Source organism: Bradyrhizobium sp. 147 (genome assembly GCF_023073935.1).
GTDB lineage: Bacteria > Pseudomonadota > Alphaproteobacteria > Rhizobiales > Xanthobacteraceae > Bradyrhizobium.
Genome location: NZ_JADPKL010000125.1, coordinates 23246 through 47352, shown reverse-complemented (window position 1 = coordinate 47352; position 24107 = coordinate 23246). Strand labels below are relative to the sequence as shown.

Sequence of the window (24107 nt, the reverse complement as noted above, 5' to 3'; positions counted from 1 at the left end):
TATAGGGGGCCATGCGGTTTCTGACGACATTCCAAATTGCCGATTTCGCAGACACGCTGATCAGCCTGTTTACGGCCTTCGTGCTGGGGACGCTGATCGGCGCCGAGCGGCAGTACCGCCAGCGCACCGCGGGCCTGCGCACCAACGTGCTGGTCGCGGTCGGCGCCGCCGCCTTTGTCGATCTCGCCATGCATCTGGATGGCGCCGCCGGCGCGGTGCGGGTGATCTCCTACGTCGTCTCCGGCATCGGCTTCCTCGGCGCCGGTGTCATTATGAAGCAGGGCATGGACGTGCGCGGGCTCAATACGGCCGCGACGCTGTGGGCCTCCGCCGCGGTCGGCTCCTGCGCCGGGGCCGACATGGTCGCGCAGGCCGCGGCGCTGACCGTGTTCGTCATTGCCGGAAACACACTGCTGCGTCCGCTGGTCAATGCCATCAACCGCATTCCGCTGAATGAGCGGGCACTGGAGGCGACCTATTACTTCAAGCTGGCGGTGGCGGCCGACGCTCTGCCTGACATGCGCGACCGCCTCGTCGAGAGGTTGGAAGCCGCGAAATATTCGGTCGCTGATATCGACCTGGTAGAGATCGGCGAGGACATCCTGGAGATCGTCGCAAAGCTGGTAGCGACCGCGGTCGATCCGAACGAGCTGAACGCGGTCGCGACGGATCTCCAGCACCTTCCGGGCGTGCGCCACGCCACCTGGGAAGTCAGCACCACGGATTAAGCGCGGCGTTTTAGCGCGCAGGGGTGCAGTTCCCGCCCGGCCAAGCGCGGAACCCGCGCGCGGCCATTTCGTTGGTCCCGTGGACAAACGCGGTGATCGACATGACAGGCAATGACAAGCGCAGACTGAAACTCGACCTGATGATCGCCTGCACGCTGTTCGCCGCGGGCGTCGTGGTGTCGGGCCTGTCGCTGGCGCAGATTCGCGCCGAGAACCGGATGCAGATGGCGCAGGCAACGCCACCGCTCCAGGGCACTCCTTCGGACGATCAGGGCAAGACGCCTGCGGAGTCCAAGCCCGGCGGTGATCGCCCGACCACGCCGGCTCCCGAGCCCGCACGGCCCGAATCCCAGACGCAAGGCGCGGCGACCAAGCCCGCGCTGCCGGCCGCGCCTGCGGAGAAGATCGCGCCGCCGATCAAAGAGAAATAACGACAGCCAGTTGCGGCGTCACGGGTGGGCTTGTCCCGGCCGTCCACGTTCTTGGCGTCCCGCGAAAGAAAGTGCGTCGATGCCCGGGACAGGCCGGACATGACAGCAGAGCCCTCACCGCACCAAAATATTCCGGAACTGCCACGGATCGCTCGTGTCGATATCTTCCGGGAACAGTCCCGGACGATCGGTCAGCGGCGTCCAATCGGTGTAGAAGCCCTTCACCGGGCCGAGATAGGGCAGCTGGATTTCCAAGAGACGTTCGAAATCCATCTCGTCGGCTTCGACGATGCCTTCGTTCGGATTCTCCAGCGCCCATACCATGCCGGCGAGCACGGCGGAGGTCACTTGCAAGCCGGTGGCGTTCTGGTAGGGCGCAAGCCTGCGGGTCTCTTCGATGGAGAGCTGCGATCCGTACCAATAGGCATTGTTGTCATGGCCGAACAGCAGCACGCCGAGCTCGTCGATTCCGTCGACGATTTCGTTCTCATCGAGGATGTGGTGCTTTTCCTGCATCTTCGCCGCGCGGCCGAACATTTCATGCAGCGAGAGCACGGCATCGTCGGCCGGATGATAGGCATAGTGACAGGTCGGCCGATAGATCGCGGTGCCCGATGCGTCGCGCACCGTGAAGTAATCGGAGATCGAGATCGACTCGTTGTGGGTGACGAGGAATCCATACTGCGCGCCGCGGGTCGGGCACCAGGTACGCACGCGCGTGTTGGCGCCCGGCTGCATCAGATAGATGGCGGCGCCGCAGCCCGCTTCGTGGGTCCGCGCATTCTCCGGCATCCATTTCTCATGGGTGCCCCAACCGAGCTCTGAGGGCTGCACGCCTTCCGACAGGAAACCTTCCACCGACCAGGTGTTGACGAAGACGTCAGGCTCTTTCGGGTTCCTGGAGCGCTGGGTGTCGCGTTCGGCGATGTGAATGCCCTTGACGCCGGCCTGCCGCATCAGGTCCGCCCATTCGGCCTTGGTCTTCGGCTTGGGGGCATTGAGCTTCAGATCCGCGGCGACGTTGAGCAGCGCCTGCTTGACGAAGAAGGAGACCATGCCAGGATTGGCGCCACAGCAGGAAACGGCCGTCGTGGAGCCCGCGGGGCGCGCCTTCTTGGCGGCCAGCGTCACTTCGCGAAGAGCGTAGTTGGAGCGCGCTTCCGGGCCCTTCGAAGCATCGAAATAGAAGCCGAGCCAGGGCTCGTTGACGGTGTCGATGTAGAGGGCGCCAAGTTCGTTGCAGAGCTCCATGATGTCGGTGGAGCCGGTGTCGACCGAAAGATTGACGCAAAAGCCCTGACCGCCGCCTTCGGTGAGCAGCGGGGTCAGCAACTCGCGATAATTGTCCTTGGTCACGCCCTTCTGGATGAAGCGTACATTGTGCTTCTCGCAATGCGCCTTGCGGCCCTCGTCCTTGGGATCGATCACGGTGACGCGCGACTTGTCGTAATCGAGATGCCGCTCGATCAGCGGCAACGTGCCTTTGCCGATAGAGCCGAAGCCGACCATGACAATGGGACCGGTGATCTTCGCGTAGATCTGCGAGGCGGGGCTCATGGGATGGTTTCTCCGGAACGTGATGGCAGACAAAGAGCGACGGTGTGGATCAGGCGCTGCGGCGCTTGGCGGTGACTTCGATCTCGACCTTCATCTCAGGCTTGTAGAGCGCCGAGACGACCAGAAGCGTTGCGGCCGGGCGGATGTCGCCGAGGACTTCGCCGCAGACGGCGAAATGGGCGTCAGCGTCTTTGATGTCTGTGAGGTAGTAGGTCGCGCGGACGATGTCGGCCATCTCGAAACCACCCTCCTTCAGGGCGGCTTCAATGGTCTTGAAGCAGTTGCGTGACTGGCTCGTGACGTCGGCCGGCATCGTCATCGTCGTGTAGTCATAGCCCGTGGTTCCCGCGACGAAGGCGAACTCGCCGTCGATCACGGCGCGGCTATAGCCGGCGGCCTTCTCGAATGGGGAGCCGGTGGAAATCAGGCGACGGGACATGCTCTCGGACCTCAACTGAAGAGGGGGATGTTTCGCGGGTTTAAAGGGCGTTTCTCGGGCCCGTGCAACCCCAAACGAACGCATCAAGTCAGCCGCAGCCGGGCATGGCCGCTGGCTGCGGCTTCGGTCGTTGCGATCACCGCAATGCCTTAGGCCGCGTGTGCCTGGAGAGCGCGAACCGCCCTCCGTTTGGGCAGGGCCGCTCCGGTCGGAACGATCATCCCTGCGGCGCCGTCGAGCGCACCTTCCGCAAACTCGATCGCCAGCAGCCGGTTGCGCTCGAACGGGCCGGGCAGCGACAACGCGCCGGTTTTCTCGGGCGAGAAGCCGAAGCGAGCGTAGTACGGGGCGTCGCCGAGCAGGATCACGGCACCATGCCCGCGCGCCCGGGCGGCGGCCAGCGCTTGATGCATCAGCGCGGCGCCGATCCCGAGCTCGCGGCAGGCAGGGTCGACCGCCAGCGGTCCGAGGACCAGAGCGGGCCTGCCTCCGGCGCTGACGTGCCACAGCCGCACGGTTCCCACGAGCTGTCCCTCGCGCACGGCCGACAGGGCAAGGCCTGCGGCGGGGGCGCGTCCGTCGCGCAGGCGCTGGCAGGTCCGGCCATGGCGGTTCTCGCCAAAGCAGGCATCGAGCAACGCTTCACGCATCGCGACGTCGGCAGCACGCTCCGCTCGGATCGCGAACGGAGCGGCTTTCGAAGTGAGGGCGATCTGTGGCTTCCGAGGAGCAGTCATGGCGCGTCAGTCCCCGCTTGAACGGACATGCGAGAGGCACATCGGTCCAAGACGTCGTCAGAAATCGAAATTGTGAGGGAGGAGCCGGCAAGCCGGCTCCCGGGTTCGTCAGGCCCCAAGAGAGAGGCGGATCAGATGTGGTACGTCTTCAGCGGCGGGATGCCGTTGAACGCCACCGACGAGTAGGTTGACGTATACGCCCCGGTGCCTTCGATCAGCACCTTGTCGCCGATCTCGAGCGTCACGGGGAGCGGATACGGGGTCTTCTCGTACAGCACGTCGGCGCTGTCGCAGGTCGGGCCCGCGAGCACGCACGGCGTCATGTCCGCACCGTCGTGACGGGTACGGATGGCGTAACGGATCGACTCGTCCATCGTCTCGGCGAGACCGCCGAACTTACCGATGTCCAGGTACACCCAGCGCACCTCGTCCTCGTCGCTCTTCTTCGAGATGAGCACGACCTCGGACTCGATGATGCCGGCATTGCCCACCATGCCGCGGCCCGGCTCGATGATGGTCTCCGGGATCTGGTTGCCGAAGTGCTTACGCAGCGCGCGGAAGATCGACCGGCCGTAGGTCACCACTGGCGGCACGTCCTTGAGGTACTTGGTCGGGAAGCCGCCGCCCATGTTGACCATGGAGAGATTGATGCCGCGCTCGGCGCAGTCGCGGAACACCTGCGAGGCCATCGCCAGCGCACGGTCCCACGCCTTCACCTTGCGCTGCTGCGAGCCGACATGGAAAGAGATGCCGCACGGCTCCAAACCAAGGCGCTTGGCGAGGTCGAGCACCTCCACCGCCATCTCCGGGTCGCAGCCGAACTTGCGCGACAGCGGCCATTCGGCGCCGGCGCAGTCATAGAGGATGCGGCAGAACACCTTCGCGCCGGGGGCGGCACGGGCGACCTTCTCGACCTCCGCGGCGCAGTCCACAGCGAAAAGCCGAATGCCCAGCGCGAAGGCGCGCGCGATATCGCGCTCCTTCTTGATCGTGTTGCCGAAGGAGATGCGGTCGGGCGTCGCTCCAGCGGCCAGCGCCATCTCGATCTCGGCGACGGTCGCGGTATCGAAGCAGGAGCCCATGGAGGCGAGCAGGGCCAGCACTTCCGGCGCCGGGTTCGCCTTGACGGCGTAGAACACGCGGCTGTCGGGCAGCGCCCTGGCGAAGCTCTGGTAATTGTCGCGCACGACCTCGAGGTCGACGACGAGGCACGGCTCGGTGTCGAGGCCATCCTTGCGGCGGTTGCGCAGGAATTCCTGGATACGTTCGGTCATGGCACTCTCCCAAACGGCCCAGCGACGGGCCCGTTCAAAACATGACGTCGGATAAGAGCGCTCTGGCCAAATCGCGCGATGGAGGCGCGACGAAGCCAAAAAACTCAAACCAGACTGTGCTGCCGTGGATTGGTTGGGAGTGTTCCCGCCCGCACACCTGGCAATGAAGGACAAGCCTTTTCAGTAGCCCGCGCCGGCGTTGGACTGCCGGTAGAGACCAAAAAAGCCCGATCCGTCGTTGCTTTAAGTCGCGTCCCCCGTTGAGAGCGGGGTGCGCCGGTTCGCCTCCGGCTGCCAGTCACGGTTGCAAAGAGTGAAGTCACCTTCGACAAGGCATCCCTTGAGAGAGATGCTGGGCGCTCCGGGTTTGCTTTCAGTCCGTCGACTTTTCAGTCTTTCGACTTTCAAGTCTTCCGGCTTCTGCACGTCCGAAGAGCCCCTCGGCTTCTTCACCCCTTGGCGGCTGTCCGGCCTCTTGTCCGGATACCTACCGACTGACACACGACCACAGGCACGTGCGAAATTGGGCAAGTCCGCACATAAGCGTTTTGAATCGGCTTCGCAAGAATTTTTTTAGGCTGAGAACAGAATTGCCTAACACCTGCTTGCGCAGTGTTGAGCGAGCGAGGCGGAAGATGAACGAGCGTTAAGTTTTTTCGTGCAGCGCGCGTATCTCGCGCGCGAAGACGCGTCAGCGGCGCTTCGTGAACGGCTCGATGCGCTGAGCTGTGCGGATGAACGCGGTCATCACCAGCACGCCGAGTGCGAACAGCACGGCCTGGAGGATGTGCGCGCCCTGGTCGCCGAGCCCGAACAGGATTGCGAGCGCCCAGCCGCCGGCAAACGCCGCGCCGAACACCTCCGCGCCGATCAGGATGGCGGCGCTGATGACGGTGATGACGCTCGGCCAGGCAATCTGGCGGGAAGAGGAGGCAGGCGCGTTCATGAGTTCAGGGACCCCGTGTCTTCGAGGGCCGCAATCTCCCCGAAAAGGCGGTCGGGAGCAAGGGCAAACGGCCCAAAAAAGCCCCATCGCGTGCTATAGCTGGCCACAACAAATCGGCTCAAAAACCGGGACTTGTGATGTCAGAACTCCGCCAAATTACGGACGCCGAGACCAACCCGCTGCTGAAGGCCTGGGTGACGCCGTTCGCGACCCCGCCTTTCGACGAGATCAAGCCGGAGCACTTCCTGCCCGCCTTCGAGCAGGCCTTCGCCGACCATGCCGCCGAGATCGCGGCGATCACCAACGATCCGGCCGCGCCCGACTTCGCCAACACCATCACGGCGCTGGAGCGCTCGGGCAAGCTCTTGAACAAGGTCGCGGCGGTTTTCTACGACCTCGTCTCGGCGCATTCCAACCCGGCCATCCTGGAGATCGACAAGGAGGTCTCCTTGCGGATGGCGCGGCACTGGAATCCGATCATGATGAACGCCGTGCTGTTTGGCCGCATCGCCCAGCTGCACGAGAACCGCGCCAATCTCGGTCTCACGCCCGAGCAGCTGCGCCTCCTGGAGCGCACCTACACCCGCTTCCACCGCTCCGGCGCCGGCCTCTCCGACGAGGCCAAGACGCGGATGGCGGAGATCAACGAGCGGCTCGCCCAGCTCGGCACCAGCTTCAGCCATCACCTGCTCGGCGACGAGCAGGACTGGTTCCTGGAGCTCGGGGAGGCGGACCGCGAGGGCCTGCCGGAGAGCTTCGTCGCCGGCGCCAAGGCTGCGGCAGAAGAGCGCGGCATGGAAGGCAAGGCCATCGTCACGCTGTCACGCTCCTCGGTCGAATCGTTCCTGAAGAGCTCGGCGCGGCGCGACCTGCGCGAGAAGGTCTACAAGGCCTTCATCGCGCGTGGCGACAACGGCAATTCCAATGACAACAACGCAACCATCGTCGAGATCCTGAAGCTGCGCGAAGAGAGCGCCAAGCTGTTGGGCTACCCGACCTTCGCCGCCTATCGTCTCGAAGACTCGATGGCCAAGACGCCGGAAGCGGTGCGGAGCCTCTTGGAGCGGGTCTGGACGCCGGCGAGGGCGCGCGCGCTCGCCGACCGCGACGACATGCAGGCATTGATCACGGCCGAAGGCGGCAACTTCAAGCTCGCCCCCTGGGACTGGCGCTTCTACGCCGAGAAGCTGCGTCTTCAGCGTGCCAATTTCGATGACGCTGCGATCAAGCCGTATCTTTCGCTCGACAACATGATCGCCGCCGCCTTCGACTGCGCCACGCGCCTGTTCGGCATCACCTTCGAGGAGCGCAGCGACGTTCCGGTCTGGCACCCGGACGTTCGGGTTTGGGAGGTGAAGGGCAGGGACGGCAAGCACAAGGCGCTGTTCTATGGCGACTACTTTGCCCGGCCCTCGAAGCGCTCGGGCGCCTGGATGACTTCGCTGCGCGATCAGCAGAAGCTCGACGGCGAGGTCGCGCCGCTGGTTCTCAATATCTGCAATTTTGCCAAGGGAGCCGGGGGCGAGCCTTCGCTGCTGTCGCCGGACGACGCCCGCACCCTGTTCCACGAGTTCGGCCACGGCCTGCACGGCATGCTCTCCAACGTCACCTATCCTTCGCTGTCGGGCACTTCCGTGTTCACCGACTTCGTCGAGCTGCCGTCTCAGCTCTACGAGCACTGGCAGGAGCGGCCCGAGGTGCTGCAAAAGTTCGCGCGCCACTACCAGACCGGCGAGCCGCTGCCGGACGACCTCCTGCAGCGCTTCCTTGCCGCGCGAAAATTCAACCAGGGTTTTGCCACTGTCGAGTTCGTCTCCTCGGCGCTGATCGACCTCGAATTCCACACTCAGCCGGCTTGCGCCGCGCAGGACGTGCGCGCCTTCGAGAGACGCGAGCTGGAGAAGATCGGCATGCCCGAGGAGATCGCGCTGCGTCACCGGCCCACGCAATTCGGCCACATCTTCACCGGCGATCATTATGCCGCCGGCTATTACAGCTACATGTGGTCGGAGGTGATGGACGCCGACGCTTTCGGCGCGTTTGAGGAGGCCGGCGACATCTTCGACCCTGCCGTTGCCAAGCGCCTGCACGACGACATCTACGCCTCGGGCGGATCGGTTGATCCGGAAGCCGCCTATGAGGCCTTCCGCGGCCGCCCGCCGGAGCCGGACGCGCTGCTGCGCCGGCGCGGCCTGCTCGACGCCGCGAAGGCGGCGTGATGGGCATGCGCGTCCTTCTCGGCCTGCTGCTCGCCGCCGGCCTGTCGCTCGCAGCGGGGCCGGCGCGCGCGCATCCGCATGTCTGGATCACCGCGACCAGCGAGTTGCTCTTCGCGGCCGACGGCACCATCACCGGCGTGCGCCACGCCTGGACCTTCGACGACATGTTCTCGGCCTATGCGGTGCAGGGGCTCGAGAGCAAGACCAAGGGCGCCTATACGCGCGAGGAGCTAACGCCGCTGGCGCAGACCAATGTCGAGTCGCTGAAGGAATACGCCTACTTCACCTTCGCGAAGGCCGACGGCAAGAAGGAGCGGTTCCAGGAGCCGGTCGACTACTTCCTCGACTACAAGGATACGGTGCTGACCCTGCGCTTCACTTTGCCGCTGAAGAACCCCGTCAAGCCCAGGCAGCTGATGCTCGAAGTGTTCGACCGCTCCTTCTTCATCGACTTCCAGATGGCCAAGGACAATCCGGTCAAGCTGGTCGGCGCGCCCGCCGGCTGCCAGATGAAGCTGGAGCGACCGAACGACGGCACCGCGAGTGCGCAGAAGCTCAACGAGCAGACCTTCCTGAATGGCGAGAACTCGAATTTCGGCATGATGTTCGCCAACAAGATCACCGTGGATTGCCCTTGAAGCCGTATCTCTCCCCGTTCGCGCGCGGGCTGCTCGCCAGCGCCGCGGTTTGGTTCGTGGTGGCAGCTGCCGACGCCGCGCTCCACGATCTTCTTGCGCAAAATCCGTTCGGCGCGCCGCGGCCCACGCAGGCGGCGGAGCCTGAAGCCAGCGGCCTCATCGGCTGGCTGTTGGCAAAACAGTCGGAGTTCTATCGCCAGATGTCGGCGACCATCCGCGCCGCGAAGTCCGACGGCTCGGCGGTGTGGACGCTGCTCTTTATCTCGTTTGCCTATGGCATCTTTCACGCCGCCGGCCCCGGCCACGGCAAGGCGGTGATTGCCTCTTATCTCGTCGCCAATCGCGAGACCGCGCGGCGCGGCATCGCGCTGTCGTTCGCCTCCGCGCTGATGCAGTCGCTGGTGGCGATCCTGATTGTCGGGATCTCCGCCTGGATCCTGAATGCGACCGCCAAGACCATGTGCAAGGCGGAAGGCGCGATCGAGATCGCGAGCTATGGCCTGATTGCGCTGTTCGGCCTGCGCCTTGTCTGGGTCAAAGGCGGCGCCTTCATCCGCGCGCTTCAGGTAGCCCAGCCGGTGCCAGCGATGGCAGGCGTGCCGCATGACCATGGCCACGGCCATGATGCGGATGATCATCATGGCCACGATCATCATCACCATCACGATCGCAGCCACGCTCGCCATGAGCATGGGCATGGCCACGTCCATGACGAGCACTGCGGTCATTCCCATGGGCCCGCTCCGAGCGAACTCGCCGGCCCCGGCGGCTGGCAGCGCGGCTTTGCCGCGATCCTGACCGTCGGCATCCGCCCCTGCTCGGGCGCGATCCTGGTCCTGGTGTTCGCGCTGGCGCAGGGCCTGTTCTGGGCCGGCATCGCCGCGACCTTCCTGATGGGGCTCGGCACCGCGATCACGGTCGCTGCCATCGCGGTCGTCGCGGTCTCGGCTAAGAACATTGCCGCGCGCCTCAGCGCCGGCCGCGACGGGGGCGGCGCCCTCGTCATGCGCGGCATCGAGTTCGGCGCCGCCGGCCTGGTATTGCTATTCGGCGTCGGCCTGTTGTTCGGCTACATCGCCGCTGAACGGACAACGTGTTTTTGAGCCGCGCTCGCGTGCCCCGGCTCTGCGGAGCAGCGCATAGGGCGCCGGACCGCGTGCGGGCACGGCACCTTAAACCGGCAGAAACCGCTTTAAGGCCGGCATGAAGAAGATCCCGAGATTGATGGCAAAGCCGATGCTCCAGAGGATCGAGCGCAGCGTCGGGCGGTTGCCGAGATAGGTCAGCACATAGGCGATCCGCACGATCAGGAACAGTGCCGCGAGCTCATCGATCAGCCGCTGCGGCGAATCCCGGAATTCGGCGAGCAGCACCGCGAAGGCGAAGAACGGGAAGGTCTCGATGCCGTTCAGGTGCGCGCCGAGCGCGCGCTGCGCGAGGGCGTCCTCGAAGAAGGCGGGGTCGCGCGGCTGGGAATTGTCGAACGTGCGAAACCTGGCCCATTTGATCGAGACGATCGTTGCAAGGTAAAGCAGCAGCGCTCCCAGGACGCACCATTCCGCGAGTGTCATCTTCCCTCCCGCTTGGGTGCGACCCTAGCGAAATCGGCCTCATCTTGACAAGTTCGGAGCAACGCGCGACCCACGGAGCCATGACCAGCGTCGTTCCCATCGAAAGCGCGAAACCGGCAGCTCAATCCGCTCTGCCCCGCGTTGGCGTGCTTCTGATCAACCTTGGAACGCCCGATACTGCTGACGCGTCCGGCGTGCGGGTCTATCTGAAGGAGTTCCTCTCGGATGCCCGCGTCATCGAGGACCAGGGCCTGGTCTGGAAGCTGGTGTTGAACGGGATCATCCTGCGCAGCCGCCCCCGCACCAAGGCGCTGGACTACCGCAAGATCTGGAACAACGAGCGGGACGAGTCGCCGCTGAAGACCATCACGCGCTCGCAAGCCGACAAGCTCGCGATCGCGCTGTCGGATCGCAGTCATGTCGTCGTGGACTGGGCGATGCGCTACGGCAACCCGTCGATCCAGGCGGGCATCGACGCGCTGATCGCAAAAGGCTGCGAGCGCATCCTCGCCGTCCCGCTCTATCCGCAATATTCCGCCTCGACCTCGGCGACCGTCTGCGACGAGGTGTTCCGCGTGCTCGCCCGCCTGCGGGCGCAGCCGACGCTGCGGGTGACGCCGCCTTACTACGCGGACGCGGCCTATATCGAGGCGCTCGCAACCTCGGTCCAGACGCATCTGGCGAGCCTGCCGTTCAAGCCGGAGCTGATTGTGGCGTCCTTCCACGGCATGCCGAAGTCCTACGTCGACAAGGGTGATCCATACCAGAACCACTGCATCGCCACGACGGAGGCGCTGCGCCGCCGGCTCGGCATGGACGAGACAACGCTGCTGCTGACCTTCCAGTCGCGCTTCGGCAATGACGAGTGGCTTCAGCCGTATACGGACAAGACCATGGAGCGTCTGGCGAAAGACGGCGTGCGCCGCATCGCGGTGGTGACCCCGGGCTTTGCCGCCGATTGCCTGGAGACGCTGGAGGAAATCGCGCAGGAGAATGCCGAGATCTTCAAACATAATGGCGGCGAGCAGTTTTCCGCGATCCCCTGTCTCAACGACAGCGAACCCGGCATGGACGTGATCCGCTCCCTGGTGCTGCGCGAGCTTCAGGGCTGGATTTGACGTTTACGATGGGGCGGCAAATCCAACCTTTGGCGCTAGGTCCGCGCCGCATCCTTTCAAGAGCGCCCTCGCAAATACATAATCGTTGCCATTCCCGTTCTGTACGTCTTGTGCAGAATCGCGCCGGTACCGACGTTAGTCGCGACCGCTGAACCGGTAGGGTTGCGATCCCGACCAATGACAGCGCGGGAAAGGGCCTTTTCCCGTTTGGAGGAGATATGAGCGGTTTCGACATTTTCGCGATTGTTCTGGTGTTGCTCGTCATCGTTACGCTGGTGGCGGGCGTGAAGACGGTGCCGCAGGGCTATGATTGGACTATCGAACGTTTCGGCAAATACACGCAGACGCTGAGCCCCGGGCTCAATCTGATCGTGCCGTATTTCGATCGCGTCGGGCGCAAGATCAACATGATGGAGCAGGTGATCGACATTCCCGAGCAGGAGGTGATCACCAAGGACAACGCCACGGTGACGGTGGACGGCGTCGCCTTCTATCAGGTGTTCGACGCCGCGAAAGCGAGCTACGAGGTTTCCAACCTCACCCAGTCCATTACCGTCTTGACCATGACCAACATCCGCTCGGTGATGGGGGCTATGGATCTCGATCAGGTGCTTTCGCACCGCGACGAGATCAACGAGCGCCTGCTCCGCGTCGTCGATGCCGCGGTCTCGCCCTGGGGTCTCAAGGTCAACCGCATCGAGATCAAGGACATCGTGCCGCCAGCCGACCTCGTCGAGGCCATGGGCCGGCAGATGAAGGCCGAGCGCGTCAAGCGCGCCGACATTCTCGCCGCCGAAGGCCAGCGCCAGTCGGAAATCCTGCGCGCTGAGGGCGCCAAGCAGGGCCAAATCCTCCAGGCCGAAGGCCGCAAGGAAGCTGCGTTCCGCGACGCCGAGGCCCGCGAGCGGTCGGCGGAGGCCGAGGCCAAGGCAACCCAGATGGTCAGCGAAGCGATTTCCAAGGGCGATGTCGCCGCGCTGAACTATTTCATCGCCGACAAGTATATCAAGGCGTTCGGGCAATTGGCCGACTCGCCAAACCAGAAGGTCATCATGCTTCCGGTCGAAGCTATGAGCATGCTGGGTTCGCTCGCCGGCATCGGCGAGATCGCCAAGGCGACGTTCGGCGAGAGCGCCGCGTCCGCTGCGCTCGCTCGCCGTCCCGGCTCGGTGCCGCCGACCGGCAGCACGCCGCCGGCCGCGCCGCCGCAGGGATAATCAAAGAGGTCGTATCATGGCCGACATGTTGGTATCGCTCGGCACCTGGAATTGGCTGATCTTCGGTTTCATCCTGATGGCGCTGGAGGTGCTGGCGCCGGGCATCTTCCTGTTCTGGCTCGGGCTCGCCGCGCTGCTGGTCGGCCTGATCTCGTTCACTGTCACCGTGTCCTGGCAGATCCAGCTCGTGATGTTCGCAGTCTTCGCTGCCGCCGCCGTGCCGGTGTGGCGCCGCCTGGCGCGGCCGAAGCCGGACGCCAGCGCCAGCCCCTTCCTCAACAAGCGCACCGAGGCGCTGTTAGGGCGCGAGTTCACGCTGGAGAAGCCGATCATTGACGGCGCAGGCACCGTCCGCATCGGCGACACGGTGTGGCGCGTGGCTGGCCCTGACACTCCGGCCGGGACGCGCGTGAAAGTCGTGCAGGTCGATGGCGCGAATCTTACTGTGGCCGCGGCGTAGCTTCCTTGCCCACCCCTCCAGGGGAGGTAAACAAGATCGCTACCTTTTCCATCGCTCGGCAAAACGGTGCAATGGCATGAATGTCTCGCACAGCTCGCGTCCGAGCGGCGTCAATGCGTAACCTCCGCCTTCGCCAAGCTCGACGAATCCCGCTGCGCGCAGCTCCGTCAGCCGCGCCTGCAGCACCGTCGGCGAGGCTTCGTCGCAGGCGCTGCGCAGCGCGCGCGAGGTGAGGGGCTCGCCGCGCAACTCCCACAATATCCGCAGGCTCCAGCGCCGGCCGAGCAGGTCCAGCAGCGCCATGATCGGCCGCCCGGTGCGCGAGCCGCGGACGCGGCGTTCTGATGCTGGCTGCTTTGCCATACCGGCCTGTTGCGTAGCGCTACAGATAATGTAGCGTGTTGCTACGATAATTGTAGCAACGGAAGCAGTCCATGTCTTCTGCCATGTCACCCTCCTCGCCGCGTATTGCGCCGCTCGATCCGCCTTATCCCCCGGAGATCCAGGCGCAGTTCGAGCGCATCATGCGCGGCGCACCGCCCCTGGTGCTGTTCAGGGCGATGGCAAGCCACAGCCGCGCTTGGGACAAGTTTCGCGCCGGCGGCCTGCTCGATCCCGGCCCGCTGTCCCTGCGCCAGCGCGAGATCATCATCGACCGCACCTGCGCGCTGAACGAATGCGAGTATGAATGGGGCGTGCATGTCGCCATCTTTGCCGGGCCGGCAAAGCTCACGGAGGATGAGGTGCGTGCGACGGTGCTGGGCGACGCCATGTCACCGTGCTGGTCGCCGGCCGAGCAGGCGCTGATTGCGGCCGTCGACGCGCTGCATCATCGTGCGACGCTTGATGACGAGGAGTTCGCCGCGCTGTCCGCGCATTACGACGAGGCGCAGATCCTGGAAATCATGCTGCTGTGCGGCTTCTATCGCACGGTGTCGTATCTGGCGAACGGGCTGCGCTTGCCGCTGGAGGAGAACGCGGCGCGGTTTCCGGCGTAGGTCTCTCCGCCGTCATTGCGCGCCACACCCTCGGTGTCATTCCGGGGCACGCGAAGCGTGAACCCGGAATCCATTGGGCAGCGATCTCGGAGATGAATGGATTCCGGGTTCGCGCCCAAACGGGCGTGCCCCGGAATGACTCCCTGGAGTGTGTGCGCCTTACGCCACGCCCGCCCGCAACAGATCGTGCAGATGCACGATGCCGACCACCTTGCCCGCTTCGGTCACGACCAGGGTTGTGATCTTGCGTGTGTTCAGCACCTCGATCATCTCGGTCGCGAGCATCGACGGCGGCACCGTCTTCGGTTCAGTCGTCATGATCTCATCGACCGACGCAGCCAGCAGGTCGGGGCGCATGTGGCGGCGCAGGTCGCCGTCGGTGATGATGCCGACGGCCTCATCCGCATCATTGACGATACAGACGCAGCCAAGCCCCTTGGCTGACATCTCGACCACGGCCTCCGACATCTTGGTGCCGAGCGGCTTGACCGGAATTTCCGTGCCGGTGCGCATGTAGTCACGGACGAATTTCAGCATCGCCCCCAGCTTTCCGCCGGGGTGGAAATGCGCGAACTCCAGCGCGGTGAAGCCGCGGCCTTCGAGCAGCGCGATCGCGATGGCATCGCCAATCGCGGCCTGCATCAGCGTCGAGGTGGTCGGCGCCAGATTGTGCGGGCAGGCTTCGCGTGCCTTCGGCAGCTCGATCACGATGTCGGCGGACTGGCCCAGCGAGGACGCCGCGCTCGACGTCACTGCGATCATGGGAATCGCAAAGCGCGCAGAATAATTCACGAGGTTCTTCATCTCCGGCTGCTCGCCTGACCAGGACAGCGCCATGATGACGTCGTCGGACGTGATCATGCCGAGATCGCCATGGCCGGCCTCGGCCGCGTGCACGAAGAAGGCGGGGGTGCCGGTCGAGGCCAGCGTCGCCGCGATCTTGCGGCCCATATGGCCTGATTTGCCGAGCCCGGTGACGATGACGCGGCCCTTGGCGTTGCGGATCAGGTCCACCGCTCTCGCAAATGTCGCACCCAGCGGGCCGCGCAGGGCGGCGGCGAGCGCGTTGATGCCGCCGCTCTCCGTCTCCAGCGTGCGGAGCGCGGATTCGACGCTATCAGCAATGGGGCCGGATGATGCGGTCATCAGCGGTTTCGAACTCGGCATGTTCAGGTCCAGGGAGGAGGAGCGTTCGCCCGTTGGCACCTGCTTAGCACGCCCGGGCAGGCGAGGCGACGCGCCGGCCAAATCCCTCAACTGGTCATTAACCATAATTGTTTTAAGTCCATTAACGATGGTTCCCGCCAAGCGGTGGGAGCTCGTCGTGAAAGTAGTTGATTTCGTTGGAGTTCTTCCATCGTGGGGTCGCCTCCAGGCACCGGCCGGAGCAAACGCGCGCATTTCCTGCGCGCCGTATTGCCGTGCCTGATGCTGACGGCCCTCGAGCGTGCACCGGCTCTGGCCCAGAGCCTCACGCCTGATCTGTTCAATCCCAACCGCGGCGGCTTCGCTGCGCCCGAGACGCTGCCGACACGGCGCACCGCCGGCGTGCCGCAGGCGCCATCGGACGCGCTGCCGACGCTGCCCGATCCCAACGATCCGCGCAGGCGCCAGCAGCCCCCAGCGATCTCGCGCGCCGGCCAAAGCCCGACCGGTCAGGTCCCGACCTATGGCCTGCCCGCGGCCAACGGCGCGAGCGGCTCCGGCTACGATTCGCTCAACCGCAAGCGGCAGCAGCCAAAACTCTATCCCGGACAGCCGAAGCCGAAGCGCCCCGTCGGCCCCGGCTCAAAGGTCGCGCCGGCAACGCTGGAGCGGACGCTCGGCCCGCCGCGCATCGCGCCGCCACCCTCCGAAACCGCGCACAGGACGCCAGTGCCGCCGGCGATGGCCGGCAACGTGCCCGGCCAGCCGCTGCGCCGCCGCCTCAAGCTGGACGAGGATCCGTTCGGCGCGGTCGGGGACTATGCCGGCAGCTTCCTGATCAAGGGCGGGCTCGAGCTCTCCGCCGGCTACGACACAAATCCAGCGCGTCTCAACAAGCCTGTCGGTTCGCCGGCCTATGTGGTCGCGCCTGATCTGCTTGTGGTGTCCGACTGGGAGCGCCACGCGCTGGTCGCCGATCTGCGCGGCTCGTTCTCGGGCTACACCAACAACATGCCGGCGACCATCAACGGCTTCGCCTCGCCGTCGCCGGTCGAGGTCGATCGCCCCGATTTCACCGGCCATGTCGACGGCCGCCTCGACGTCACCCGCGATTTCAGGTTGACCTCGCAGCTCCGCCTGCGGCTCGCCACCGACAATCCCGGCAGCCCGAATGTGCAGGCGGGTCTTCAGAAATTTCCGGTCTACGCCGCCTATGGCGCGACCGTCGGCTTCGACCAGACCTTCAACCGTTTCCAGGTCGCCGCCGGCGCCACCGTCGATCGCACCGCCTACACCGATTCAAAGCTCATCGACGGGTCGACCTTTGCCAATACCGACCGCGACTTCAACCAATATGGCGGCGTGGGCCGGTTCTCCTACGATCTGAAGCCGGGCCTCAAGCCCTTCCTGGAAATCCAGGGCGACACCCGCGTGCACGACCAGGCCGCCGACCGCAACGGCTACTTCCGCGATTCAAACGGCGGCTATGCCAAGGTCGGCTCCTCCTTCGAGTTCTCGCGCATCCTCACCGGCGAGATCTCGATCGGCTATTCCGCGCGCAACTATGTCGACCCGCGCCTCAGCCAGCTCGCGGGCTTCCTCACCACGGGCTCGCTGATCTGGAATGCGAGCGGCCTGACAACCGTGAAGTTCTTCACCGACACGCAGATCGCCGAGACCACGATCCCGGGCTCTTCCGGCGTCCTGGTGCGCACCTATTCGGCCGAAGTCGACCACGACTTCCGCCGCTGGCTCACCGCCGTGGGCAAGTTCACCTACGGCACGCTCGACTACCAGAACCAGAATCGCAACGATAAGACTTACTCGCTCGAAAGCAATCTGATCTACAAGCTCAACCGCAACATCTGGATCAAGGGCACGCTGCGCCACGACATTCTGGATTCGAACGTCGCGGGGGCGAGCTCGTCGGGGACGGTAGTGATGCTGGGGGTGAGGCTGCAGAACTAGGTAAGACGGGGCGCGTCGCTCGAGGCCACGCTCTCTCGTCCCCACTCCGCTGTCATGCCCCGCGCAGGCGGGGGCATCCAGTGCGCCGCGGCGGATCTGGTGAGTGCGTGCTCTCTAAGGAGAGCCTCTGGAAATACTGGATCGTCCGCCTTCGCGGACGATGACAGCGTCATTTGAAGCTGGCTGCAGCGCGAGCCGGCGACTAGCGCGGCAGATCCGTCTTCCCCATCAGGAACGTGTCGATCGACCGTGCGCACAGCCGCCCCTCGCGGATCGCCCAGACCACCAGCGATTGGCCGCGGCGCATGTCGCCGGCGGTGAACACGTTCGGGCGCGAGGTCTGGTAGTCCAGTGTGTTGGCCTTGACGTTGCCGCGAGCGTCGAGCTCGACCGCGAGCAGCTTCAAGAGGCCCTCGTGCACGGGATGCACAAAGCCCATCGCGAGCAGGACGAGCTCGGCATCGAGCACGAACTCCGTGCCGGCAATCGGTTTGAACTTGTCGTCGACGCGCACGCAGTGCAGCTTCTTGACCTTGCCGTTCTCGCCCGAGAACCTCTGCGTCAGCACGGCGAATTCGCGGATGGCGCCTTCGGCCTGGCTGGAAGAGGTGCGCATCTTCAGCGGCCAGTTCGGCCAGGTCAGGCCCTTGTTCTCGCGCTCGGGCGGGGCGGGCATGATCTCGAGCTGGGTCACCGAGAGCGCGCCCTGGCGCAGCGAGGTGCCGATGCAGTCAGATCCGGTGTCGCCGCCGCCGATGACGACGACGTGCTTGCCGCCGGCCAGGATCTCCTGGACGCCGCCGAGCGGCTCCTCGGAGACGCGGCGGTTCTGCTGCGGCAGGAAGTCCATCGCGTAGTGAATGCCTTCGAGATCGCGGCCGGGGATCGGCAGGTCGCGCGGAGCTTCGGCGCCGCCGGTCAGTGCGACAGCGTCGTACTCGTTGAGCATCTCGCGCGGATCGACATTGCCGTCGGCGCCGACATGGCTGTTGTAGTGGAAGGTGACGCCTTCGGCTTCCATCTGCTTGACGCGGCGGTCGATGATGCCCTTCTCCATCTTGAAGTCGGGGATGCCGTAGCGCAGCAGGCCGCCGGCCTTGGCGTACTTCTCGAACAGATGCACGTCGTGGCCGGCGCGGGCGAGCTGCTGCGCGCAGGCCATGCCGGCCGGACCCGAGCCGATCACGGCGACCTTCTTTCCGGTCTTGACGGTAGCCACTTCCGGCGTCACCCAGCCATTGTCCCAGGCGCGATCGACGATTGCGCATTCGATGGTCTTGATGGTGACGGGATTGTCGTCGATGTTGAGCGTGCAGGAGGCTTCACACGGCGCCGGACAGATGCGCCCCGTGAACTCCGGGAAATTGTTGGTCGAGTGCAGGTTGCGCGAGGCTTCTTCCCAGTTGCCCTGATAGACAAGATCGTTCCAATCAGGGATCTGGTTGTTGACCGGGCAGCCCGGCGTGCCGGGCGCGACCGAGCCTGTGCCGTGACAATAGGGAATGCCGCAGTTCATGCACCGCGCGGCCTGGTCGCGCACCTCCTTCTCGGAGAGGGGAACGACGAACTCGTGAAAATGCTTCACGCGCTCGGCGACCGGGATGTACTTGCGGTCATGCCGTTCGATTTCAAGAAAACCGGTGATCTTGCCCATTAAACCCGTAGTCCCTGCCGCTTAGTCGTTTGCTCTCTCACTCCTCATCCTGAGGGGCGGCGCCCTTTCGCGCCGCGTCTCGAAGGATGAAGGCCCGGATGGTGGCCTCATGGTTCGAGACGGCGCTCCGCGCCTCTTCACCATGAGGTTATTCTCTACGCCCCGATTGCGATCTTCGGCTCGGCGTCCGCATTGGCGGCCATTTCGCGCAGCGCGCGCCGGTACTCGACCGGCATCACCTTGCGGAATTTAGGCAGCCATTCCTTCCAATTGGCAAGGATGTCGGCGGCGCGCTTGGAGCCGGTCGCTTTGGCATGGCGAGAGATCAGCACGTGCAGCCGCTCGACGTCGGAGGCGAGCAAGTTCTTGAACACGTCGACCCGGCCATGCGCCTCGAGGTCACCGGCATGGTGATAGGTGCCGGCATTGATCAGCTCTTCCGACAGCACCGGCTCGAGCTCGACCATCGACAGGTTGCACAGCCGGTCGAAATCGCCGGCCTCGTCCAGCACGTAGGCGATGCCGCCGGACATGCCCGCCGCGAAGTTGCGCCCGGTCTTGCCGAGCACGACCACGATGCCGCCGGTCATGTATTCGCAGCAATGATCGCCCGCGCCCTCGACCACCGCGACCGCGCCCGAGTTGCGCACGGCAAAGCGCTCGCCGGCGATGCCGCGGAAGTAGCATTCGCCCTCGATCGCGCCGTACATCACGGTATTGCCGACGATGATGCTCTCTTCCGGCACGATCGCAGAGTTCCTCGGCGGCTTGACGATGATCTTGCCGCCCGAGAGGCCCTTGCCGACATAGTCGTTGGCCTCACCCTCGAGCTCGAAGGTGACGCCGTGGGCCAGCCAGGCGCCGAAGGCCTGTCCGGCAGTGCCCTTGAGGCTGACATGGATGGTGTCGTGCGGCAGGCCGGCATGGCCGTAGATCTTGGCGACCGCACCCGACAGCATGGCGCCGGCGGAACGGTTGGTGCTGTTGATCGCGGCCTCGATCTTCACCGGCGCGCCGCGGTCGAGCGCAGGCGTCGCCTTCTCGATCAGCGTGCGGTCGAGCACGGCCTCCAGATGATGGTTCTGGCGCTCGGAATGATAGATCTTCTGGCCGTTCTCTTCCTTCTGCTTGACGAACAGCTTTGAGAAGTCGAGGCCCTTGGCCTTCCAGTGTGCGACCAGCTTGGTCTGGTCGAGCAGCTGCACCTGGCCGACCATCTCGTTGAAGGTGCGGAAGCCGAGCGAAGCCATGATCTCGCGGACTTCTTCCGCGACGAAGAAGAAGTAGTTGATCACGTGCTCGGGCTGGCCGGTGAAGCGCTTGCGCAGCACCGGATCCTGCGTCGCGACTCCGACCGGGCAGGTGTTGAGATGGCACTTGCGCATCATGATGCAGCCGGCCGCGATCAAGGGCGCGGTGGCGAAGCCGAACTCGTCGGCGCCCAGCAGCGCGCCGATCACGACGTCACGGCCGGTGCGGAAGCCGCCGTCGACCTGGACCACGATGCGGCTGCGCAGCCGCTCGCGCACCAGCGTCTGATGGGTCTCGGCGAGGCCGATCTCCCAGGGCGAGCCGGCGTGCTTGATCGAGGTCAGCGGCGAAGCGCCGGTGCCGCCCTCGAAGCCCGCGATGGTGACATGGTCGGCGCGCGCCTTGGCGACGCCCGCGGCGACCGTGCCGACGCCGATCTCGGAGACGAGCTTGACCGAGACGTCGCCCGCCGGGTTGACGTTCTTGAGGTCGTAGATGAGCTGCGCCAGATCCTCGATCGAGTAGATGTCGTGGTGCGGCGGCGGCGAGATCAGGCCGACGCCCGGCGTCGAGTGCCGTACCCTGGCGATGGTCGCGTCGACCTTGTGACCGGGCAGCTGGCCGCCTTCGCCGGGCTTGGCGCCCTGTGCCATCTTGATCTGCATCATGTCGGAGTTGACGAGATACTCCGTGGTGACGCCGAAACGGCCCGAGGCGACCTGCTTGATCGCCGAGCGCATGGAATCGCCGTTCGGCATCGGCTTGAAGCGGTCGGCTTCCTCGCCGCCTTCACCGGTGTTCGACTTGCCGCCGATCCGGTTCATCGCGATCGCGAGCGTGGTATGGGCCTCGCGCGAGATCGAGCCGAAGCTCATCGCACCGGTTGCGAAACGCTTGACGATCTCCTTGGCCGGCTCGACCTGGTCGAGCGGCACCGGCTTGCGCTTCTCCTCCTCCGCGTTCTTGATCCGGAACAGGCCGCGCAGCGTCAAAAGGCGCTCCGACTGCTCGTTGAGGATTTTTGCGAAGGTGCGATAGCGCTCCTGCGAATTGCCGCGGGCGGCGTGCTGGAGCAGCGACACTGACTCGGCGGTCCATGCGTGGTCCTCGCCGCGGCTGCGATAGGCGTATTCGCCACCGACGTCGAGCGCGGTCTTGTAGACCTGCGCCTCGCCGAACGCGTCGGCATGGCGGCGCACCGCTTCTTCGGCGATCTCGGAAAGACCGACGCCCTCGATGCGGGTGTGCGTGCCGGCGAAGAACTTTGCGACGAAGTCCGCCTTAAGGCCGACTGCGTCGAAAATCTGCGCGCCGCAATAGGACTGGTAGGTCGAGATGCCCATCTTGGACATCACCTTGAGCAGGCCCTTGCCGATCGACTTGATGTAGCGCTTGACGATCTCGTAGTCGTCGAGCGAGCCGGGCAGGCGGTCCTTCATCGCGATGATGGTCTCGAACGCGAGGTAAGGATTGATCGCTTCGGCGCCGTAGCCGGCAAGGCAGGCGAAGTGATGCACTTCGCGCGGCTCGCCGGATTCGACGACGAGGCCGACCGAGGTGCGCAAGCCGGTGCGGATCAGGTGGTGATGCACGGCGGCGCAGGCCAGCAGCGACGGGATCGGCACCCGGTCGGTGCCGACCATGCGGTCGGACAGGATGATGATGTTGACGCCCTCGCGCACGGCGCTCTCAGCGCGCGCGCAGAGCTCGTCGAGCACCTGGTCCATGCCGGCCGCCCCGAGGCCAGCGTGGAAGGTGGTGTCGAGCGTGCGCGACTTGAAGTGCGACTCGGCGACGTCGGAGATCGAGCGGATCTTTTCCAGGTCCGCGTCGGTCAGGATCGGCTGGCGCACTTCGAGGCGCTTGGTCGTGGCCATGCCTTGCAGATCGAACAGGTTCGGCCGCGGCCCGATGATCGAGACGAGGCTCATCACCAGCTCTTCGCGGATCGGGTCGATCGGCGGGTTGGTGACCTGCGCAAAGTTCTGCTTGAAGTAGGTGAACAGCGGCTTGGCCTTGTCCGACAGCGCCGAGATCGGCGTATCGTTGCCCATCGATCCCGCGGCTTCCTCGCCAGTGGCCGCCATCGGCGTCATCAGGATGGTGATGTCTTCCTGGCTGTAGCCGAACGCCTGCTGGCGATCGAGCAGCGACAGGTTGGAGCGCACGCCGGTGGTCGGCACCTTCGGCAACTCCTCCAGCACGATCTGGGTCCGCTCCAGCCACTCCTTGTAGGGATGGCTCTTGGCAAGCTCGGCCTTGATCTCGTCGTCGGGAATCAAGCGGCCTTGTTCGAGGTCGACCAGCAGCATCTTGCCCGGCTGCAAGCGCCACTTGGTGATGATCTGGTCCTCGGGGATCGTCAGCACGCCCATCTCGGACGCCATCACGATGCGGTCATCCTTGGTCACCAGATAGCGCGCCGGCCGCAATCCGTTGCGGTCGAGCGTGGCGCCGATCTGGCGGCCGTCGGTGAAGGCGATCGCGGCGGGGCCATCCCACGGCTCCATCAGCGCGGCGTGATATTCGTAGAAGGCGCGGCGCTTCTCATCCATCAAGGGATTGCCGGCCCACGCCTCCGGAATCATCATCATGACGGCGTGCGGCAGTGAGTAGCCGCCCTGCACCAGGAATTCGAGCGCGTTGTCGAAGCAGGCGGTGTCCGACTGTCCCTCATAGGAGATCGGCCAGAGCCGGTTGATGTCCTTGCCGTAGAGCTCGGAGCTCACCGAGGCCTGGCGCGCCGCCATCCAGTTGACGTTGCCGCGCAGCGTGTTGATCTCGCCGTTATGCGCGATCATGCGGTAGGGATGCGCCAGCGACCAGGCCGGGAAGGTGTTGGTCGAGAAGCGCTGGTGAACGAGTGCCAGCGCGCTCTCGAAGTCCTTCTCGTGCAAATCGGGATAGTACTTGCCGAGCTGGTCGGCGAGGAACATGCCCTTGTAGATCACAGTGCGGCAGGACATCGAGCAGGGGTAATAGCCCGCAAGTCCGCGGTCGCGGCGCTGGTAGATCGCTTGCGAGATCGACTTGCGCAGGATGTAGAGCCGGCGCTCGAATTCGTCCTCGGTCTTGGCGGTGCCGTTGCGGCCGATGAACACCTGCATGCAGGCCGGCTCGGTTGGTTTCACGGTGATGCCGAGCGAGGAATTGTCGGTCGGCACGTCGCGCCAGCCGAGCAGCGTCAGGCCCTCTTCCTTGATCTGGTCGGCGATGATGCTCTTGATGACGTTGCGCCAGGCGGTGTCGCGCGGCATGAACAGCGCGCCGATGGCATATTCGCCCGGGTTCGGCAGCGCGAAGCCGAGCTCCTTCGCCTTGCGGCTGAAGAAGGCGTGCGGGATCTGCACGAGGATGCCGGCACCGTCACCGGCGCGCGGATCGGCGCCGACGGCGCCGCGATGCTCCAGGTTGCAGAGGATGCTCAGCGCGTCCGCGACGATCTCGTGCGACTTCTTGCCCTTGATGTTGGCAATGAAGCCGACGCCGCAGGAGTCCTTCTCCAGGCTCGGATCGTACAGGCCTTCGGCTTTGGGGCGCGAATTGTGTTCCTGAATCGGATCGGTCGTTTTCGAGGCGACCGTCGCCGACAGCTGTTCTGCCACGATGTTTGCGCGCCCGAATTGCGACCCGTTCATTGTCCTGTCCTCTCCATGCGGCAAGCTGCCTCACCGCCATCTTCGGCGCACCTTGGGCGTTCCGCGGCACCCGCCTCTGGGTCACCGCTCGTCCGCTAGCGAGCCGCATTTTCTTAA

20 protein-coding genes are annotated in these 24107 nt (G+C 65.0%); 10 read left to right on the top strand and 10 right to left on the bottom strand.

The window, feature by feature from the left end; all coding sequences use genetic code 11:
• Positions 1 to 11: 11 nt before the first annotated feature.
• On the top strand, positions 12 to 728 hold the full coding sequence (locus IVA87_RS30015; RefSeq protein ID WP_247336543.1) for an MgtC/SapB family protein: 717 nt from the start codon (positions 12 to 14) through the stop codon (positions 726 to 728).
• 101 nt (positions 729 to 829) lie between these two features.
• Positions 830 to 1159 carry a hypothetical protein gene (locus IVA87_RS30010; protein WP_247299502.1) on the top strand — a complete coding sequence of 110 codons (330 nt, stop codon included), beginning with the start codon at positions 830 to 832 and terminating at the stop codon, positions 1157 to 1159.
• Between the two features lie 114 nt (positions 1160 to 1273).
• On the opposite strand, the gene IVA87_RS30005 is transcribed toward IVA87_RS30010, so the two are convergent.
• The 5 genes from IVA87_RS30005 to IVA87_RS29985 all read right to left on the bottom strand — a co-directional run bounded on the left by IVA87_RS30005 (position 1274) and on the right by IVA87_RS29985 (position 6112).
• Positions 1274 to 2716, bottom strand: coding sequence for a homospermidine synthase (locus tag IVA87_RS30005; RefSeq protein WP_247277706.1), 1443 nt, complete (start codon positions 2714 to 2716; stop codon positions 1274 to 1276).
• A 49-nt stretch (positions 2717 to 2765) separates the two neighbouring features.
• On the bottom strand, positions 2766 to 3155 hold the full coding sequence (locus IVA87_RS30000; protein ID WP_247277705.1) for a RidA family protein: 390 nt from the start codon (positions 3153 to 3155) through the stop codon (positions 2766 to 2768).
• Positions 3156 to 3304: 149 nt separating this feature from the next.
• Positions 3305 to 3892, bottom strand: coding sequence for an N-acetyltransferase (locus IVA87_RS29995; protein WP_247299187.1), 588 nt, complete (start codon positions 3890 to 3892; stop codon positions 3305 to 3307).
• Between the two features lie 131 nt (positions 3893 to 4023).
• The gene (locus IVA87_RS29990) at positions 4024 to 5166 is read right to left on the bottom strand and encodes a type III PLP-dependent enzyme (RefSeq protein ID WP_247299188.1); all 1143 of its coding nucleotides are present in this window, start codon (positions 5164 to 5166) and stop codon (positions 4024 to 4026) included.
• A 691-nt stretch (positions 5167 to 5857) separates the two neighbouring features.
• Positions 5858 to 6112 (bottom strand): hypothetical protein, encoded by a 255-nt coding sequence (locus IVA87_RS29985; protein WP_247299190.1) that lies wholly within the window; start codon positions 6110 to 6112, stop codon positions 5858 to 5860.
• A gap of 137 nt (positions 6113 to 6249) precedes the next feature.
• Between IVA87_RS29985 and IVA87_RS29980 the strand changes: the two genes are divergently transcribed.
• From IVA87_RS29980 to IVA87_RS29970, 3 genes are read left to right on the top strand one after another with little or no spacing between them, the layout of a single operon-like run.
• The gene (locus IVA87_RS29980; protein ID WP_247336541.1) at positions 6250 to 8331 is read left to right on the top strand and encodes a M3 family metallopeptidase; all 2082 of its coding nucleotides are present in this window, start codon (positions 6250 to 6252) and stop codon (positions 8329 to 8331) included.
• Positions 8331 to 8969 (top strand): DUF1007 family protein, encoded by a 639-nt coding sequence (locus IVA87_RS29975; protein WP_247336538.1) that lies wholly within the window; start codon positions 8331 to 8333, stop codon positions 8967 to 8969. The genes IVA87_RS29980 and IVA87_RS29975 overlap by 1 nt, the downstream gene beginning before the upstream one ends.
• On the top strand, positions 8966 to 10072 hold the full coding sequence (locus tag IVA87_RS29970; protein ID WP_247299195.1) for a nickel/cobalt transporter: 1107 nt from the start codon (positions 8966 to 8968) through the stop codon (positions 10070 to 10072). The genes IVA87_RS29975 and IVA87_RS29970 overlap by 4 nt, the downstream gene beginning before the upstream one ends.
• A 69-nt stretch (positions 10073 to 10141) precedes the next feature.
• On the opposite strand, the gene IVA87_RS29965 is transcribed toward IVA87_RS29970, so the two are convergent.
• Positions 10142 to 10540, bottom strand: a complete 399-nt coding sequence (locus IVA87_RS29965; RefSeq protein ID WP_247299197.1) for an MAPEG family protein — start codon at positions 10538 to 10540, stop codon at positions 10142 to 10144.
• An 80-nt stretch (positions 10541 to 10620) separates the two neighbouring features.
• Here IVA87_RS29965 and hemH point away from each other — a divergent pair, with 80 nt between their 5' ends.
• The 3 genes from hemH to IVA87_RS29950 all read left to right on the top strand — a co-directional run bounded on the left by hemH (position 10621) and on the right by IVA87_RS29950 (position 13335).
• On the top strand, positions 10621 to 11658 hold the full coding sequence (gene hemH / locus IVA87_RS29960) for a ferrochelatase (protein WP_247299199.1): 1038 nt from the start codon (positions 10621 to 10623) through the stop codon (positions 11656 to 11658).
• Positions 11659 to 11876: 218 nt separating this feature from the next.
• Complete coding sequence (locus IVA87_RS29955; RefSeq protein WP_247299201.1) at positions 11877 to 12875, top strand: SPFH domain-containing protein; 999 nt, start codon at positions 11877 to 11879, stop codon at positions 12873 to 12875.
• Between the two features lie 16 nt (positions 12876 to 12891).
• Positions 12892 to 13335: an NfeD family protein gene (locus IVA87_RS29950; protein ID WP_247299202.1), complete on the top strand. Its 444-nt coding sequence runs from the start codon at positions 12892 to 12894 to the stop codon at positions 13333 to 13335.
• A 39-nt stretch (positions 13336 to 13374) separates the two neighbouring features.
• On the opposite strand, the gene IVA87_RS29945 is transcribed toward IVA87_RS29950, so the two are convergent.
• On the bottom strand, positions 13375 to 13698 hold the full coding sequence (locus IVA87_RS29945) for a helix-turn-helix domain-containing protein (protein ID WP_247299204.1): 324 nt from the start codon (positions 13696 to 13698) through the stop codon (positions 13375 to 13377).
• An 83-nt stretch (positions 13699 to 13781) separates the two neighbouring features.
• Between IVA87_RS29945 and IVA87_RS29940 the strand changes: the two genes are divergently transcribed.
• Positions 13782 to 14333 carry a carboxymuconolactone decarboxylase family protein gene (locus IVA87_RS29940; protein WP_247336611.1) on the top strand — a complete coding sequence of 184 codons (552 nt, stop codon included), beginning with the start codon at positions 13782 to 13784 and terminating at the stop codon, positions 14331 to 14333.
• Positions 14334 to 14492: 159 nt separating this feature from the next.
• On the opposite strand, the gene IVA87_RS29935 is transcribed toward IVA87_RS29940, so the two are convergent.
• Entirely contained in the window at positions 14493 to 15500 is a 1008-nt protein-coding gene (locus IVA87_RS29935) for a KpsF/GutQ family sugar-phosphate isomerase (RefSeq protein ID WP_247299206.1), read from the bottom strand.
• A gap of 192 nt (positions 15501 to 15692) precedes the next feature.
• Between IVA87_RS29935 and IVA87_RS29930 the strand changes: the two genes are divergently transcribed.
• Entirely contained in the window at positions 15693 to 17447 is a 1755-nt protein-coding gene (locus IVA87_RS29930; RefSeq protein ID WP_247336535.1) for an outer membrane beta-barrel protein, read from the top strand.
• 202 nt (positions 17448 to 17649) lie between these two features.
• Here IVA87_RS29930 and IVA87_RS29925 read toward each other — a convergent pair whose 3' ends face one another.
• Both IVA87_RS29925 and gltB read right to left on the bottom strand, forming a co-directional pair.
• On the bottom strand, positions 17650 to 19101 hold the full coding sequence (locus tag IVA87_RS29925; protein WP_247299210.1) for a glutamate synthase subunit beta: 1452 nt from the start codon (positions 19099 to 19101) through the stop codon (positions 17650 to 17652).
• Positions 19102 to 19256: 155 nt separating this feature from the next.
• The gene (gene gltB, locus IVA87_RS29920; RefSeq protein ID WP_247299212.1) at positions 19257 to 23990 is read right to left on the bottom strand and encodes a glutamate synthase large subunit; all 4734 of its coding nucleotides are present in this window, start codon (positions 23988 to 23990) and stop codon (positions 19257 to 19259) included.
• Positions 23991 to 24107 lie beyond the last annotated feature (117 nt).

Excerpts from the sequence above, each read along its gene's own strand:
- IVA87_RS30015 (WP_247336543.1), top strand. The coding sequence starts at position 12 with ATGCGGTTTCTGACGACATTCCAAATTGCCGATTTCGCAGACACGCTG.
- IVA87_RS30010 (WP_247299502.1), top strand. The coding sequence starts at position 830 with ATGACAGGCAATGACAAGCGCAGACTGAAACTCGACCTGATGATCGCC.
- IVA87_RS30005 (WP_247277706.1), bottom strand. The coding sequence starts at position 2,716 with ATGAGCCCCGCCTCGCAGATCTACGCGAAGATCACCGGTCCCATTGTC.
- IVA87_RS30000 (WP_247277705.1), bottom strand. The coding sequence starts at position 3,155 with ATGTCCCGTCGCCTGATTTCCACCGGCTCCCCATTCGAGAAGGCCGCC.
- IVA87_RS29995 (WP_247299187.1), bottom strand. The coding sequence starts at position 3,892 with ATGACTGCTCCTCGGAAGCCACAGATCGCCCTCACTTCGAAAGCCGCT.
- IVA87_RS29990 (WP_247299188.1), bottom strand. The coding sequence starts at position 5,166 with ATGACCGAACGTATCCAGGAATTCCTGCGCAACCGCCGCAAGGATGGC.
- IVA87_RS29985 (WP_247299190.1), bottom strand. The coding sequence starts at position 6,112 with ATGAACGCGCCTGCCTCCTCTTCCCGCCAGATTGCCTGGCCGAGCGTC.
- IVA87_RS29980 (WP_247336541.1), top strand. The coding sequence starts at position 6,250 with ATGTCAGAACTCCGCCAAATTACGGACGCCGAGACCAACCCGCTGCTG.
- IVA87_RS29975 (WP_247336538.1), top strand. The coding sequence starts at position 8,331 with ATGGGCATGCGCGTCCTTCTCGGCCTGCTGCTCGCCGCCGGCCTGTCG.
- IVA87_RS29965 (WP_247299197.1), bottom strand. The coding sequence starts at position 10,540 with ATGACACTCGCGGAATGGTGCGTCCTGGGAGCGCTGCTGCTTTACCTT.
- hemH (WP_247299199.1), top strand. The coding sequence starts at position 10,621 with ATGACCAGCGTCGTTCCCATCGAAAGCGCGAAACCGGCAGCTCAATCC.
- IVA87_RS29955 (WP_247299201.1), top strand. The coding sequence starts at position 11,877 with ATGAGCGGTTTCGACATTTTCGCGATTGTTCTGGTGTTGCTCGTCATC.
- IVA87_RS29950 (WP_247299202.1), top strand. The coding sequence starts at position 12,892 with ATGGCCGACATGTTGGTATCGCTCGGCACCTGGAATTGGCTGATCTTC.
- IVA87_RS29945 (WP_247299204.1), bottom strand. The coding sequence starts at position 13,698 with ATGGCAAAGCAGCCAGCATCAGAACGCCGCGTCCGCGGCTCGCGCACC.
- IVA87_RS29940 (WP_247336611.1), top strand. The coding sequence starts at position 13,782 with ATGTCACCCTCCTCGCCGCGTATTGCGCCGCTCGATCCGCCTTATCCC.
- IVA87_RS29935 (WP_247299206.1), bottom strand. The coding sequence starts at position 15,500 with ATGCCGAGTTCGAAACCGCTGATGACCGCATCATCCGGCCCCATTGCT.
- IVA87_RS29925 (WP_247299210.1), bottom strand. The coding sequence starts at position 19,101 with ATGGGCAAGATCACCGGTTTTCTTGAAATCGAACGGCATGACCGCAAG.
- gltB (WP_247299212.1), bottom strand. The coding sequence starts at position 23,990 with ATGAACGGGTCGCAATTCGGGCGCGCAAACATCGTGGCAGAACAGCTG.